19 protein-coding genes and 1 pseudogene are annotated in these 14388 nt (G+C 34.8%); 13 read left to right on the top strand and 7 right to left on the bottom strand.

What is annotated here, in order from left to right:
• Positions 1–41: 41 nt before the first annotated feature.
• The 4 genes from rsfS to OPR46_RS00445 all read left to right on the top strand — a co-directional run bounded on the left by rsfS (position 42) and on the right by OPR46_RS00445 (position 2839).
• Positions 42–359 (top strand): ribosome silencing factor, encoded by a 318-nt coding sequence (gene rsfS, locus OPR46_RS00460; protein WP_006279567.1) that lies wholly within the window; start codon positions 42–44, stop codon positions 357–359.
• Positions 350–589 (top strand): hypothetical protein, encoded by a 240-nt coding sequence (locus tag OPR46_RS00455; RefSeq protein WP_265043432.1) that lies wholly within the window; start codon positions 350–352, stop codon positions 587–589. The genes rsfS and OPR46_RS00455 overlap by 10 nt, the downstream gene beginning before the upstream one ends.
• 1 nt (position 590) lies before the next feature.
• Positions 591–1841, top strand: a complete 1251-nt coding sequence (gene tyrS / locus OPR46_RS00450) for a tyrosine--tRNA ligase (RefSeq protein WP_265043431.1) — start codon at positions 591–593, stop codon at positions 1839–1841.
• Between the two features lie 164 nt (positions 1842–2005).
• Entirely contained in the window at positions 2006–2839 is an 834-nt protein-coding gene (locus tag OPR46_RS00445) for a transposase family protein (protein WP_265043430.1), read from the top strand.
• A gap of 158 nt (positions 2840–2997) precedes the next feature.
• Here the strand turns inward: OPR46_RS00445 and OPR46_RS00440 are convergent, their stop codons facing one another.
• Positions 2998–3162, bottom strand: coding sequence for a hypothetical protein (locus OPR46_RS00440; protein WP_265043429.1), 165 nt, complete (start codon positions 3160–3162; stop codon positions 2998–3000).
• Positions 3163–3251: 89 nt separating this feature from the next.
• Here OPR46_RS00440 and OPR46_RS00435 point away from each other — a divergent pair, with 89 nt between their 5' ends.
• From OPR46_RS00435 to ruvB, 3 genes are all read left to right on the top strand, one after another.
• Positions 3252–3449, top strand: a complete 198-nt coding sequence (locus tag OPR46_RS00435; RefSeq protein ID WP_265043428.1) for a hypothetical protein — start codon at positions 3252–3254, stop codon at positions 3447–3449.
• A gap of 387 nt (positions 3450–3836) precedes the next feature.
• Positions 3837–4418, top strand: a complete 582-nt coding sequence (gene ruvA / locus OPR46_RS00430; RefSeq protein WP_265044033.1) for a Holliday junction branch migration protein RuvA — start codon at positions 3837–3839, stop codon at positions 4416–4418.
• Positions 4415–5395: a Holliday junction branch migration DNA helicase RuvB gene (gene ruvB, locus OPR46_RS00425; RefSeq protein ID WP_015589389.1), complete on the top strand. Its 981-nt coding sequence runs from the start codon at positions 4415–4417 to the stop codon at positions 5393–5395. Before ruvA ends, ruvB begins: the two co-directional genes overlap by 4 nt.
• A gap of 49 nt (positions 5396–5444) precedes the next feature.
• On the opposite strand, the gene OPR46_RS00420 is transcribed toward ruvB, so the two are convergent.
• Complete coding sequence (locus OPR46_RS00420; RefSeq protein ID WP_265043427.1) at positions 5445–5615, bottom strand: hypothetical protein; 171 nt, start codon at positions 5613–5615, stop codon at positions 5445–5447.
• 141 nt (positions 5616–5756) lie between these two features.
• Between OPR46_RS00420 and OPR46_RS00415 the strand changes: the two genes are divergently transcribed.
• The 3 genes and pseudogenes from OPR46_RS00415 to OPR46_RS00405 all read left to right on the top strand — a co-directional run.
• Complete coding sequence (locus OPR46_RS00415) at positions 5757–6170, top strand: hypothetical protein (protein WP_265043426.1); 414 nt, start codon at positions 5757–5759, stop codon at positions 6168–6170.
• Between the two features lie 17 nt (positions 6171–6187).
• The gene (locus OPR46_RS00410; protein WP_265043425.1) at positions 6188–6493 is read left to right on the top strand and encodes a hypothetical protein; all 306 of its coding nucleotides are present in this window, start codon (positions 6188–6190) and stop codon (positions 6491–6493) included.
• A gap of 146 nt (positions 6494–6639) precedes the next feature.
• Positions 6640–6902: pseudogene (locus OPR46_RS00405) on the top strand (DNA-3-methyladenine glycosylase); the annotation flags it as partial.
• Here OPR46_RS00405 and purF read toward each other — a convergent pair.
• From purF to OPR46_RS00390, 3 genes are read right to left on the bottom strand one after another with little or no spacing between them, the layout of a single operon-like run.
• Entirely contained in the window at positions 6884–8269 is a 1386-nt protein-coding gene (gene purF / locus OPR46_RS00400) for an amidophosphoribosyltransferase (protein ID WP_265043424.1), read from the bottom strand. The pseudogene OPR46_RS00405 and the gene purF sit on opposite strands and share 19 nt — an antisense overlap.
• A gap of 25 nt (positions 8270–8294) precedes the next feature.
• A complete protein-coding gene (gene rodA / locus OPR46_RS00395) occupies positions 8295–9398 on the bottom strand; it encodes a rod shape-determining protein RodA (RefSeq protein ID WP_265043423.1) in 1104 nt (367 codons plus the stop codon).
• Between the two features lie 53 nt (positions 9399–9451).
• A complete protein-coding gene (locus tag OPR46_RS00390) occupies positions 9452–10918 on the bottom strand; it encodes a proton-conducting transporter transmembrane domain-containing protein (protein WP_265043422.1) in 1467 nt (488 codons plus the stop codon).
• A gap of 64 nt (positions 10919–10982) precedes the next feature.
• Between OPR46_RS00390 and OPR46_RS00385 the strand changes: the two genes are divergently transcribed.
• The 3 genes from OPR46_RS00385 to virB9 all read left to right on the top strand — a co-directional run bounded on the left by OPR46_RS00385 (position 10983) and on the right by virB9 (position 12723).
• A complete protein-coding gene (locus OPR46_RS00385; protein ID WP_265043421.1) occupies positions 10983–11297 on the top strand; it encodes an NADH-ubiquinone oxidoreductase subunit NDUFA12 family protein in 315 nt (104 codons plus the stop codon).
• A gap of 2 nt (positions 11298–11299) precedes the next feature.
• A complete protein-coding gene (gene mlaD / locus OPR46_RS00380; RefSeq protein WP_265043420.1) occupies positions 11300–11755 on the top strand; it encodes an outer membrane lipid asymmetry maintenance protein MlaD in 456 nt (151 codons plus the stop codon).
• Positions 11756–11940: 185 nt separating this feature from the next.
• Positions 11941–12723, top strand: a complete 783-nt coding sequence (virB9, locus tag OPR46_RS00375) for a P-type conjugative transfer protein VirB9 (RefSeq protein ID WP_265043419.1) — start codon at positions 11941–11943, stop codon at positions 12721–12723.
• A 3-nt stretch (positions 12724–12726) separates the two neighbouring features.
• On the opposite strand, the gene OPR46_RS00370 is transcribed toward virB9, so the two are convergent.
• Positions 12727–13323, bottom strand: a complete 597-nt coding sequence (locus OPR46_RS00370) for a ribonuclease HII (RefSeq protein ID WP_265043418.1) — start codon at positions 13321–13323, stop codon at positions 12727–12729.
• A 6-nt stretch (positions 13324–13329) separates the two neighbouring features.
• Complete coding sequence (gene mraY, locus OPR46_RS00365; RefSeq protein ID WP_265043417.1) at positions 13330–14310, bottom strand: phospho-N-acetylmuramoyl-pentapeptide-transferase; 981 nt, start codon at positions 14308–14310, stop codon at positions 13330–13332.
• Positions 14311–14388: the final 78 nt, after the last annotated feature.

The raw sequence follows: 14388 nt of genomic DNA, 5'->3' as shown, positions 1-14388 counted from the left end.
TTGAGTATATAATTATAAATGAATCATATAACCTGTAAACAATGCTTAGCGATATGGAATCGATAAGAAGTACAATTGAAGAGATAATAGATCAAAATAAAGGTCATGATATAGTAACTTTTGATGTGCAGAATAAAACCGTTATTGCAAAATATATGATTATTGCATCTGGTGATTCAAGCCGTCACGTTAAAGCTTTAGCTGAGCACGTAATAAAAAGCCTCAAGCCACATGATAAAATAGATGTAGAAGGTATGGATGAAGGCAATTGGGTAGTTTTGAATTTTCAAGGCATAATGGTTCACATATTCAGGCCGGAAGTAAGGGAGTATTATAAAATAGAAGAGTTATGGAACTGATTGCCTGGATAGCTGGTGCACAACTGCACAAACGTTGTAATTTTGAAGGCAACTCCTGCACAGGTAGTGGTGTCATGAAAGTAGCTGACACTGGAATCCAGTTTTTCATGCAATTTCATCGAAAACGTTGTATAGTGTGCTTGTTTATAATTAAGTTCCAGTGTCTGGGCGCTGGCTTCTCTATTAGGGTTACCTTCGGCATTAATGACAGGATAGACTGGGGTTTATAAAATGAAACACGCATCTGAATTTTTAAATTTCATCCAAGAAAGAGGGTACCTATACCAATGCACAAACATTGAAGGACTAGATCAATTATTATTGCAGAGCAATTATATAGTTGCATACATTGGGTTTGATTGCACAGCACCAAGTCTTCATGCTGGTCACCTAATTCAGATTATGATGCTCTGTCACCTACAAAAATTTGGTTATAAGCCGATAGTCTTACTTGGAGGTGGCACAACAAAAATTGGTGACCCATCCTTCAAAGATAAAGCAAGAAGCATCTTGCCTGTAGAGAACATCAATCAAAATACATCCAGTATAAGGAGAATATTAGAGAAAATGGTGTCTTTTAATGACAGCAAGACTGGTGCAATGATAGTAAATAACGCAGATTGGTTGGATAACATAAAATACATAGATTTTTTGCGTGATATAGGAGCTTATTTTTCTGTAAATCGTATGCTAAGTTTTGATAGTGTGAAAACCAGGCTGGATAGAGAGCAAACCTTAAGCTTTCTGGAATTTAATTACATGCTATTGCAAGCTTACGACTTTATTGAATTAAACAAAAAATATGATTGTCGTCTGCAGATTGGAGGGTCAGACCAGTGGGGAAATATAGTAAACGGAATTGAACTTGGAAAAAAGTTGAATTTACCTGAGCTATTTGGCCTTACCATGCCTCTTTTATTAAATGCACAAGGAAAAAAAATGGGCAAAACTGAAAGTGGAGCAGTGTCGCTTGATGATAATATGCTAAAGCCTTACGACTACTGGCAATATTTTCGCAACGTTGATGATCAAGATGTTGGACGTTTTTTAAGATTGCTCACTGATGTGCCAATTGATGAGATTAGAAAATTAGAGTCTTTAAAGGATCAAGAAATAAATGAAGCAAAAAAGGTCTTGGCAACAGAAGTGACAAAAATATGTCATGGTGACAAAGAAGCGGAACTTGCACAATTTGCTGCAATTTCTGCTTTTGAGAATGAAGATAGCTCACTACTTCCTGATTACATCATAAAAAAAGAACAAGTTGCAAGCGGCATATCCTTAGTAGACCTACTACATGACACCGATTTTGAACCTTCAAAAGGCGCTGCAAAGCGTTTAATACAGGGCAATGGATGCAAAGTTAATGATAATATTATAAACAACGTTAATTATATAATAAATTCCGAGAGCTTCAAAGGTCAGTCATTTATAAAATTATCTGCAGGAAAGAAGCGCCATATTAAAGTTGTGGTAGATTAGGTCTCGAAGTAAGAAAACAAATTTTATACAAGTGAGAAATTAGATATGGAGCAAATTTTCAAAATTCGAGAATTATGTATAAAACAAGACCCGCTGCAAAAGGTGATGACAAAATGATGTGAGAGAGGTAAAAGAAGAATAAGCAGATTGAGTAAGGTAAAAAAATGAGCTTTAATTACTATAACATAAAGAAACACCCAAGAAACTTTCGTAATATAACAGGTTTAACTATAGAGGAGTTCGAAAAGGTGGTGGAAAAAGTGAGGTCTGAGTGGGAAAAACTTGAAAAACAGAAGAAGTGCCATGGCAGAAGATCACAACTACCAACTCTGGAAGATAAGTTATTTTGCGTAATTTTGTACTATCGCACTTACATAACACATAGATTTTTAGGGTGCCTGTTCAATGTGCACAACGCAAATGTATGTAGGTTACTGAAGAAAATAGAGCCATTACTTGCCAAAAAAGTTACTATAACAAAAGATAGAAGTATGACACCAGAAAAAATACTAAAGATTCTGGCTGATGTTACAGAACAGCAAATACAGAGACCAGAAGATAGTAAAAAACGGAAGAAATCATATTCAGGAAAAAAAAGAACCAACACTATGAAAACTGAAATTATTGTTGAGGAGCATGGAAAAATTTTGTCAGTGTCAAGGTCACATCGCGGTAAAATTCATGATTTTCGTATAAGGAAACAAGAAAAATATTTACCAATGAACAGCATAAAATATGCCGATTCTGGATATCAAGGTTGGCAAAAATTGCAAAGCAATGTTGTAATTCCACACAAGAAGTATCGTAAGAAGCCATTAACCCTGGAACAGAAGGAATATAATAGAAGACTAGCATCGTTCAGAATGAGAGTAGCAAATAAGATCCGTGAGATAAAGATATTTAAGATTATGTCGCATGTTTACCGCAATTTTCAGAAGAAATACAACTTGAGATTTAATATTATTTCTGGTATTGTAAATCTTAAGCACGCCTTTTAGTTAATCTTGATTTTAGTCATCCTCCTTTCCTTTTTTTTATCGCTTGATTCGCAGCAGGTCTACAACTGGAAAGATAGTAGAAAGCGAAATTCTATTATATATAGCTAAAGTGGCTTAGGTTTACCTACAATTTGAAAAACAACAAATTCGTCATTCCGCTACTCATTAGCGGAATCTATACCGCGAATGAATCCATAACTGTACGGACATTGCAATTTGGGCCTACCAGGAGGGCAATGCCTCTTATCCAAGTACCCTCTTCTTGTCATCCCAGTGCTTGACACTGGGATGACATCATCCTTTTTTTGGGATTCCAGCGTCACGCGCTGGAATGACACCTCTCTTGGGCTCTCTTAGCTATAAATATTAAGGAATTTACCAAACGAAAAAAAAGGCAAAAAAAGCCCCATGATTGGCTAATTACTTACATTATATAGCTCTTTTTACAATAATCCGAACAGACCGTAATATGCTACTGGCCTGCTATAGCCATAAACACATATCTTATCGCATTCGGACTATTATAAGAAAGGCTATACTTGCAAGTATGGCGTTTTTTTATTCTAAACGTTTAATAACCGCGATTCAGCTACTTTTAAACCGCAACTAATCTAAATTATAAACGTTAAGAAATTTACTAAACAGAAAAAAAGGCAAAAGAAACCCTAGGGTAGCTAGTTATTCACTATCCATTTTTTAAGTTGGCGTTTTTTTATGTTTTAAACGCTTTATAAGCGCGTTTCAGCTTATGTAGGTAGAAATTTTACAAGACATAAGGTGCACATAGTGCAAAAAATTAAACATGATACGCCAGATACGTGAGTTTTTTTGTCATTTAATCTGTACAGAGAAGATAAATAAATAGCTTCAGTGTTTACGGTAAGGGGGCTGGCGGAGTTTGTCAAGTGGTTTTTTAGCCACGTTTCCCTGTTATAATGTTCGTTTGCTTGACCTAAGATCCAGGAGTATTTAAACTGAACCCTATACAGTGCTAAAAATGATAGGAAATCTAAGCGGAATAGTTGATGAAGTGCGCAGTGATCACATAATCCTGAACGTGAATGATGTTGGCTATATGGTGTATCTTTCAGCCAAAACTTTAAGTGCTTGTGCAATTGGAAGTAGAATCAAATTACTTATCGAAACCTATGCAAATAACAGAGAAAACACTACTCAGCTATATGGTTTTATAAGCAAAGAAGAACAGCAGTGCTTGAGGTTGCTAGTTAAAGTAAGCGGCGTTAGCTATAAAACTGCAATGTCAATTTTGGGCAAATTAACTCCAGAACAGCTATTTTTGGCAATTATGAATGAAGATAAAGTAGCACTCAAGATGAGCGGACTTGGCCTGAAACTCATAAATCGAATCATCACTGAATTGAGTGGCAAAGTGAGTAAACTAGAAATAAATAACAATAACTTTAATCCAATTAATGAAGATGCCCTTTCAGCATTGATCAATCTTGGATATGAAAAAATGAAAGCTTATGATACGATAAAGAAAATACAAGACGAATCGTCAAATCTGGACACTAAGGATATTATTCGCATAGCGCTTAAGGAGCTCTTAACATTATGAAATCAATATCGTGCGGTAAAGAATATACTGAAGATGTGCGCAATATTAACATCAGGCCTGAGCAACTTGATGATTTTGTCGGGCAAAAAGACTTAATACAAAATTTAAAAGTGTTTATAAACGCTGCACAGACGAGAACTGAAGCTTTAGATCACGTTTTATTGTATGGTCCTCCAGGGCTTGGCAAAACAACTTTAGCACAAATTGTTTCTAAAGAATTAAGAGTTAGCTTTCGCGCAACTTCTGGTCCTTTACTTAGTAAAGCTGGAGATTTGGCCGCAGTGCTTACCACTTTAAATGCAAAAGATGTTCTATTTATCGACGAAATTCATAGATTAAATCGCAGCATCGAAGAAGTTTTATATACTGCTATGGAAGATTTTTGCCTGGACATATTAGTAGGTGAAGGTCCATCTACTCGCACTTTAAGGATAGATCTACCACCATTTACGCTAATTGGAGCAACAACACGGCTTGGATTACTTTCTGCGCCACTGAGAGATCGTTTTGGCATTCCTTTGCACCTTGAGTTTTATTCTTTTGAGGAGCTAGTCGATATTATAAAAAGAGGCGCAAGAGTTCTTTCTGCTGAAATTGAAGAGGGTGCTGCGCGGGAAATTGCCTGCCGTGCGCGCGGCACTCCAAGAATTGCTTTGAGGTTACTCAGAAGAATAAGGGATTTTGTTGAAGTGAAAGATGATAAAAAAATTACTTATGAAGTCGCTGATTCTGTATTACTAAAATTGGGTGTAGATAAAATGGGACTCAATAAACTTGATATGAATTATCTAAGATTTTTATTCAACACTTCAGGCCCTGTTGGAATTGACACCATATCTATTGCGCTATCAGAAGATGTTGGCAATATTGAAGAAACAGTAGAACCTTATTTAATCAAAATTAGTTTTGTAAAGCGCACACCAAGAGGGCGCGTTCTAACCGATCAAGCAAAGGAGTATTTGAGCTTTCAACATTAAACATCATAATTTATATTGACTAATTGGCATGGTATCTATATGCTAACATTTATATATTAAAAATAATGGAGGCATATATGTTAACTAATAGCACTGAAACTGTATCTTTAATTGAAACTTCTTCTAATCTAAATATCAGTCCTTCTGATAATATAGCCTTTCTTATAATAGTCCGAATGCGATAAGATATGTGTTTATGGCTATAGCAGGCCAGTAGCATATTACGGTCTGTTCGGATTATTGTAAAAAGAGCTATAATTCGATTTCGGATACTAAAAATGTATCTAAATCAACACTAGATGAGAACGTACCTAAATACGTCACTCTTAATAATGCAGAAGAATGGAATGAGTTCTTTATAATGCAGAACAACACTTCTACTAATACCACTAATAAAAAGAAACCAAAACCTTATATTCATAAGGATAGTAATGGTATATGTACATATACTGCTCGGGATGAGAATAAATATGGTGGTAAGAACATTATAGGCAAAATTGCTGAACAAATTAAAGAAGAGATATCTAAAAATATAGAAAATAATGATATAGAATTTATAAAACTTAAAGAAAGCAAAAATGAAGATAATATTATTGAGCCTGCCGTAAGAATTGCGATAGGTAGTAATACAAAAGAAATAAGCATGAGTGACATTCTAAATAACGATTTGTGTAAACAATATGGCGTGAAAGCAATTACATTATTGCTACCTCAAAGTAAAGCAAGGGGCTACGTTGCCGGGTTGATGAACATGGAACAAGAATTTATGAAGTAGCTAATGGGTCATATCAAATGACTTTAAAGTGGAATGCTCAAGGAAAAGAATGTAATATTAAAATTAATATTCATGATAATGGCTCCGTAGAACTTATTGAGGGTAATGGTGTTACTATGGAGCAATTGGCTGCACATAAAGAAGTAAAAGTAGGAAGGCAATATAAAGCAAAGCCTTTACATGAAGTGTTAGCATCACAATTGCCACAAACACAATTACAACAAAGCTCTGAAGAAGTAAAATTTTTGGAGCAGCATTCAACAAATGTAGAAGACTTGAGCGGCGCATCACAAAAGCATCAAGCTCCTGCTGCTTCAAAATAGGTAAAGTAGTGAAAATTCAGTATAAGTTGCTTGCATCTGCAAGTATAGCTCTTTTTACAATAATCCGAACAGACCGTAATATGCTACTGGCCTGCTATAGCCATAAACACATATCTTATCGCATTCGGACTATTATAAGAAAGGCTATAATACGGGGATTAAAGCTCATTGAACCGCTTGAGGCAAATTTAGGTGGGCCAGGAATATTGTGTAAAAGATTAAATATTACAAAACAACATAACAAACAGGACCTTACTATAAGCCACGAATTTTGTGTTTATGAATCTTACCTCAAACCAGATTATATTTGCACCCCGAGAATCGGAATTAGTAAAGGCCAAGAGAAATTTTGGCGGTTTAAGATTTTCTAAACTTAAGACCTTGCGTAGACTATTTGCCAATCGGATAATCACCAGTGAAACAAGCATCACAATATTGTGGTGTAGCATTGTTACGCTTTTCTGCTTTAACAGCCTGATATAGTCCATCAATACTCAAGAAGGCTAGGCTATCTACTCCTATAACTTCCTTAATTTCCTCTACAGATTTATTTGCAGCAATTAAATCTTTGCACTCTGGCGTATCTATTCCATAAAAACAAGAATGCTTAATTGGTGGGCTTGAAATTTTGAGGTGAATCTCTTTTACTCCTGCATCCTTTAACATAACTATTATATTTGTTAACGTACTACCACGCACTATACTATCATCTATTAAAATTATGTTTTTACCTTTCAAAATGTGCTTATTAGCATTGAATTTTAATTTTATTCTAACTTTACGTACTTCAGCGGTTGGTTGTATAAAAGTTCTTCCTATGTAATGATTACGAATTATTCCCAGTTCCATAGGTAACCCTGAATGCTTTGCATATCCAATAGCTGCAGGTATTCCAGAATCAGGTATTGGTACAACCATATCCATATTGTTTTTTGGTGGGCTCTCTTCTGCAAGTATTCTTCCTATTTCTTTTCTTATATCATATATGGACCTATTCTCCATTATGCTGTCTGGTCTTGAAAAATAAACGTATTCAAAAATACAAAAACTTGATTTTTGCTGTGGGAAAGGAAACATTGAGGCTAGCTTACTATCCGAACTGATGGTAACTAATTCGCCTGGTTCTATTTCTCTAACAAATTCTGCATTTACTATATCAAGAGCACAAGTTTCAGATGCAAGAACGTAAGAACCGTTTAACTTTCCTAAAACAAGAGGCCTGATTCCAGATGGATCACGTACTCCAATAACTACTTCTTGATTGATTGCCACAAAAGAATAAGCACCTTGTATTTGCTTTAATGCATATATAAAACTCTCTAAGAAGCTATCTTTTTCACCGCTTGCTGTCAGATGTACTACTACTTCTGTGTCAATATCTGACTGAAAAACACACTCTTGTTTAATTAATTGTTCGCGTATCGGAGAAATATTAATTAAATTACCATTATGTGCTATGGCAAAATCCCCAAATTTGCCACTTTTGCCAAACATGGGCTGCACTCCAAATTTACTACCACTTGTTGAGTATCGAACATGACCTATTGCACAATCTCCAGGTAAGGATTTCTTTATTTCATCTATATCATCAAATACGCTGCTCACTTGACCTTGAAAGTGATAAGAGTGCAGCTTATCGTTGTTACTGGTTACTACGCCAAAAGACTCTTGACCTCTATGCTGCAAAGCGTGGAGAGCAAGTATAGAGTTAAAAGCAGCACTTTGGTTGCAACTTATGCCAAATACCCCACACTCCTCACGCATTTCATCTAGCATAAAAACTATTAAGTAAAGTTTAATTTTACTTTAGCATAGGTAAAATACAAGCATTTTGTTGTTCATCTGCTTTTATTGCCAGCAATAATCCTATGCATATCAAGCTTGCAGCAGTTGTACTTCCTCCATAGGAAAGAAATGGCAATGGGTCGCCTATCACAGGTAAGAGGCCTACTGACATTCCAATGTTTACAAAAAAATGAGCGCTAAAAAAGGCGAAAATGCCGATAGATACCGACTTAGAAAAATAATTTTTCGACCTATAAGCGATAGAGAAAATTATGCCAAGTAATGAGGTATAAAGCAAAATTAAAGCCATGCTACCTAAAAAGCCCCATTCCTCACTCAGCACTGCAAAAGCAAAATCTGTACGCTTTTCCGGCAAAAATCCAAGTTGAGTTTGACTTCCGTTAACAAAGCCCTTACCAAGCAAACCTCCTGAACCAATAGCTATTTGAGATTGCTGCGCATTATAACCTATTCCAAGTGGATCCACTGATGAATCCAAAAACGACAATATCCTTCGCTTGTGATAAGGACGTAAAAAAGTCCAGATAGCCGGTACTGCAAAAATGCCAAGAGTTCCACATATTACCGAATGAGATCTTTTTATTATTGCTGTGAATATAATTGACATCACTATAAGTAACATTATTACAGCTGTGCCTAAATTAGGTTGCTTTAACACCAAGAACACGGGTAAGAAAATAATTATAAGTGCCTTAAGCAATCTTTTAAATTCCATCATTTTATACACACTCTGCTTATCAAAATAGCGAGCAAGCGCAAGTATTAAGCCTACTTTTGCAAATTCTGATGGTTGCAAACTAATTGATCCAATTCTTATCCACCTTGTTGCACCCATTATGTGTGAGCCAAAAAAATTTACTGCTAATAGCGAAATCGCTGCTGCTACATAAAAAAAGTAGGCGTGCTTCAAATAAAAATCTAGCTCTATGAATGACATAGCTATAGCGATTAGGAAAAAGAAGGAAAATATGACCAGTTGGTGAATCGCAAATGGCACCCAGTTTCCTCCAGCAGAAGAGTATTGAACAACAATGCCAACGCAAAACAGCGCTATCACGTTAATGACTAACAACCAATGAATATTCTTCAGCCTATCCACAATAAAGACCTTATAACCTTAAAGTATAGTAAAATATGAAACAAAGATAAAAATCAAAAAACCAACTTCTCAACTACTAACCGAATTGGAGTGCTATATATTCCAGTCACTATTGTTAAAGCTGCCATAAACAATAGACAGAAAAGCATAGGAAATGGCACATCATTAATTTTGTCCGGTGTCATTCCAGTGCGTGACGTTGCATCATCTTCAAAATACATTTTCTCTACCATCTTCCACATATATATCAATGCAAGGAAAGAGCCAGCAGCAAATATTACAAGGGAAATCCACGCATGAGATTCGATAATTGCTTTCATTATATACCACTTGCTTACAAAGCCATTTGTTAAAGGCACACCGATTAATGCTAAACTGAATAGAGTGAACGCAAGTGCTGTATAAGGCATTGATTTCTTGAGTCCCGATAAATTCTCTATTTTTGTTGTATCAAATTTGTAAGAAATACATCCTGCAGCCATGAATAAAGATGTTTTTATTATGCTGTGGTTTACTATGTGAAGAATTGCTGCAAATACACCTGTTTTTGAGTTAAAACTCAGTGCTAAAATTATATAACCAATTTGGCTGACACTAGAATTAGCAAGCAGTCTTCTTATATCTTTTGCAGTTATTGCAGATATTGACCCAAATATAACAGCGCAAAGTGCGAGGATAATTATCACGTTGCTTAGTGATGGTTTAAATAAGAAGAAATTCTGATGGAAAACAGTATAGAAGATCCTAATGAAAACATATATCATCACTTTTGTCACTGTGCCTGAAAAGAATATGCTAATGAAACTTGGCGCCTCACTATATGCATTAATCAGCCACCTGCTTAATGGAAACAGTGCCATTTTAATTGAGAGACCAACAAAAATGAACAATGTGCCAAGTTTTATGATGTTGTTATCGTATAATGGAACTATTCTTTCAGCCATGTCAGACATATTGAGTGTTCCAGTCATTGAATACAAGAGCCCGATGCCAAATAAATAAAATGTTGCGCCTATTGTTCCACTAATTAGATATTCAAATGCTGCAACCAAGGCTTTTTTATCCCTTCCCATTGAAACTAATACATAACAAGAAAGAGATGAAATTTCCAAGAAAACGTAAAGGTTAAATATGTCGTTTGTTGCTAGAATCCCGAGCAGTCCGCTTAAGCACAGTAGAAATAGAGAGTAAAAACCAGTGATTTTGTTTTTGCTAATCTCTTTTTCGTTAATATAAAAGCTATAAAGCACACTAATCAGCGCTATAAAATTCACTAGGGTTAGAATTAAGGAATTTAACACGTCGATTCTTAACTCTATTCCATACGGAGGAGCCCAATTTCCAAGGTGATAAGTTATAATTTCACCTTTATATGTTTTAATGAGTAGTATTGATGAAATGATAAGAGTGATTGTTGTTGCAATAAAAGAAATAAACCAAGATACCTTGTGTTTCTTGGCAAGAAAGCAAAACATTGATGCAATTATTGGGATAATAACTTGTAAGATTGGTAATTGCATTAAATTGTTGTTAATATATCGTTAAAGTATTAGTATATATAATACTTTTTGTTTTAATACCCTTATGTTATCTAAAATTTGTAATGCAATAAAACGCCTATTACGAAGAGAAGATAAATTTGTAGGAAGAGATGAAAATGGAAATTCTTACTATGAATCAAGTAAAGGAAAAAGGTGGGTTATGTATAGCAGTGTTTCTGATCCTACAACAGTGCCTCCGGAATGGCATATATGGCTTCACTATACTGATAATGTAGTACCAGTTAATAATAAAAAAAGAAAAGTAAAACATACTCCTAATTTAACGGGTACAAAAGATGCATACTATCCAAACCAAAAAGTGAAAAATTACTATAAAAGCTGGAGTCCTGATAACTAAAGATGCGAAGGTCAAATATACTTGAAATAACCGCTGGATTATTTGTATTAATTTTTACTATTTTTCTGATTTTCTTTGCTATTGATAAGCTATCTTACATAAAGAAAAACTATAAGGATTGCTATAAAATATATGGTCTTTTTGCTAACGCTAACGGTATAGTAGTTGGTGATAGTGTCAAGATCTCTGGTGTAGATGTTGGAAGCATAACTGGTGTATCACTTGACAAAGCTACCTACGTAGCACGAATCGATATGTGTATAAGCAAAGACATAAAATTGCCCATTGATAGTTCAGCTCTGATCACTAGCAGTGGAGTTGTTGGTAGTAAATTTGTTAATATATCACCTGGATCAGATATTAAACTAATCTTGCATGGTGGTAAAATAGAGTATACTCAAGCTGAAGCAAATATGGGTGGAATAATGGACAGAATTCTTGGTATGTTTACAAAGTGAAAATGGCAGGATTCCAAGTATATCCGTTCAGGTAAAGCCTCCTGTAGTTCTAAAGTATTTAAGGATTTTGCCTTATTTCTTGCCTTTTCTACCGCTTGCTTTGGGGTTTATAGTATAGAAAGTGCCTTAATAGTTGCAGTGCATGTCTATCAATGATAAAATGAAAATTAATTTATTTTGATATTATGATTGGTTTACTGTTTGCCGTACTGTTGTTCTTCTGTGGTAGTGATGCACTTGCAAAACAGGAGCCACGTTCAATAGCTGGAGATAATCACATAAAGGTGATAAATTATAACCCACAAGCTATACATAAGTATACGGGTTTTTATGGTTATCAGTCCAGTATATTGTTTGAACCAGGGGAGGTAATACAAAACCTTTCAATGGGTGATTCAACTGGTTGGCAACTCCTTCCTCAAGGTAATAGATTGTTTATTAAGCCTATAGATGATATTGCCGATACTAATGCAACTATAATTACCAATAAAAGAGTTTATTACTTTGAACTTCATGCTGAAGAAGCAACTGGACTAGATGATCCAAGATTAGCATATGAAGTAAGGTTTCTTTATCCACTATTTAGCAGTGATGAGATTTACACAACAAATAACGGTGATATCTTCGAACAAGCTAGTCATACCATTATTCCTGATATCAATGATATTGAAGTTGTAAAGAAGGGATTAAATTTTAATTATTCCATCTCGCACGTCAAAGGTAGTCAGTCAATAATACCAATTAAGGTTTTTGATGACGGAAAATTTACATATCTACAATTCAATAAAATAAACTCTGATTTTCCGGCAGTTTTTATGGTTGATTCTGCAGGATATGAGTCTTTAGTAAATTTCCGTACAGTTGATAACTACCTGATAATCGAAAGGGTAAGTTCAGTGTTTACCTTAAGGAATGGATCGAGTACAGTTTGCCTATTTAATGAAACCATACCTTTCAAAAAAGGGTAAAGGCTATAATGCCCGAGATATGGGTGCAAAAATTTTTCTATGATGTTCTGTAATTCCATAAAGGCCAATAGCGTTAAGGTGCTCTTTTGTCCCATATCCTTTATTTTTATACCAATTATATTCAGGATGCTTATTGTGCAATTCTTGCATAAGCCGATCTCTCGTAACTTTTGCAACGATTGAAGCTGCTGCAATTGATGTACTCAAATTATCACCATTTACTATGGATTTCACTTGCCATTTCACTTCAGGTGGTTGATTACCATCAACTAGCACATAATCTAATTCTAGGTCCAAGTCTATCAACGCACGTTTCATTGAAAGTTTTGTTGCTTGCAAGATATTGTATGAATTTATTTCTTCTACGCTTGCCATTCCTATACCAAATTTTGCAACGGATATTATTTTTTCATATAGGACTTGCCTACATTGAGGAGTCAACTTTTTCGAGTCGTTGATTCCATCAATAATTGTATTTCTATCAATAAACACTACGGCTGCGGATATTACTGGACCAGCTAGCGGACCTCTTCCAACTTCATCCACTCCTGCTATCACTCCTGATAATTTATTTTCTAATGTAAAGTCTGGGTATTTCATAGGTTTTTATAATAAGAAAGTTATAGTAAAAACTGAACAGATAATAGAAATTATCCAAAATTTCATAACGATTGCATTTTCTGACCATCCCTTCTTCTCAAAGTGATGATGTATTGGTGCCATAAGAAAAACTCTTTTTCCTTCTCCATATTTAAACTTTGTATATTTAAAATATGATATCTGAATAATAACAGATAGAGTCTCTATTACAAAGATTATTTCAATAATGGCAAAAAGCATTTCTCTTTTAATTAGGACACTAGTTAACCCTAAAGCCGCACCTACCGACAAGCTACCAACATCACCCATAAATATTTTTGCTGGATGTGTGTTAAACCACAAGAAACTTAGAATAGCTCCTATAAATGCAATGCAGAATAAAGTAATATTCATATCTGCCTGAGTTATATATGCAATTAGCCCCAAAAAAGCAAAGGAAGTGATAACTTGAGTTGCAGCAAGGCCATCCAAACCATCTGTGAGATTCACAGCATTAGAAGAGCCGACAATTACAAACGCAGCAAACGGAACATATAGATAGCCAAAATCTATTATTACTCCTTTAAATAGGGACGTTTTTGTAAAACATTCAGCAGAGTATAGCTTAAGTATAAACACACCAACCAGAGCAACAATAAACTGAATAAATATTTTGGTTTTTGCACTTAAACCTCGATAGTGATTTGTCTTCAATTTTAAATAATCATCAATAAATCCAAGTAGAGCAAAAAATAGAGTTATCAATATCAGCAGCAAAATTTCTGGTGTTAACTGAGCCCAGAGTAAAATTGGTAATAAAGAAGAAATCAGTATTATTATTCCGCCCATAGGTGGTACATTCTTTTTTGTTATTAAATGACTTTCTGGTCCACATGATCTAATTGGTTGCCCATCTTTGCTTATTTTTTTTAGAAGCTTTATAAAATAGGGAAAAAGAATAAACCCAAAAACAAATGAGGTAAAAAATACTTTTGTAGCTAAGATCATCTGCTTACTTAAATTGACTAAGTGTCATACCACCTATAGCTAATAAAGTCAACTTCTGTCATCCTATAGCCTGACCCA

Origin of the sequence: Wolbachia endosymbiont (group A) of Scambus nigricans (assembly GCF_947251485.1) — a bacterium.
Taxonomy (GTDB): domain Bacteria; phylum Pseudomonadota; class Alphaproteobacteria; order Rickettsiales; family Anaplasmataceae; genus Wolbachia; species Wolbachia pipientis.
Note: the sequence above shows the minus strand (reverse complement) of the source record. Positions and strands in the feature narration are given on the sequence as shown.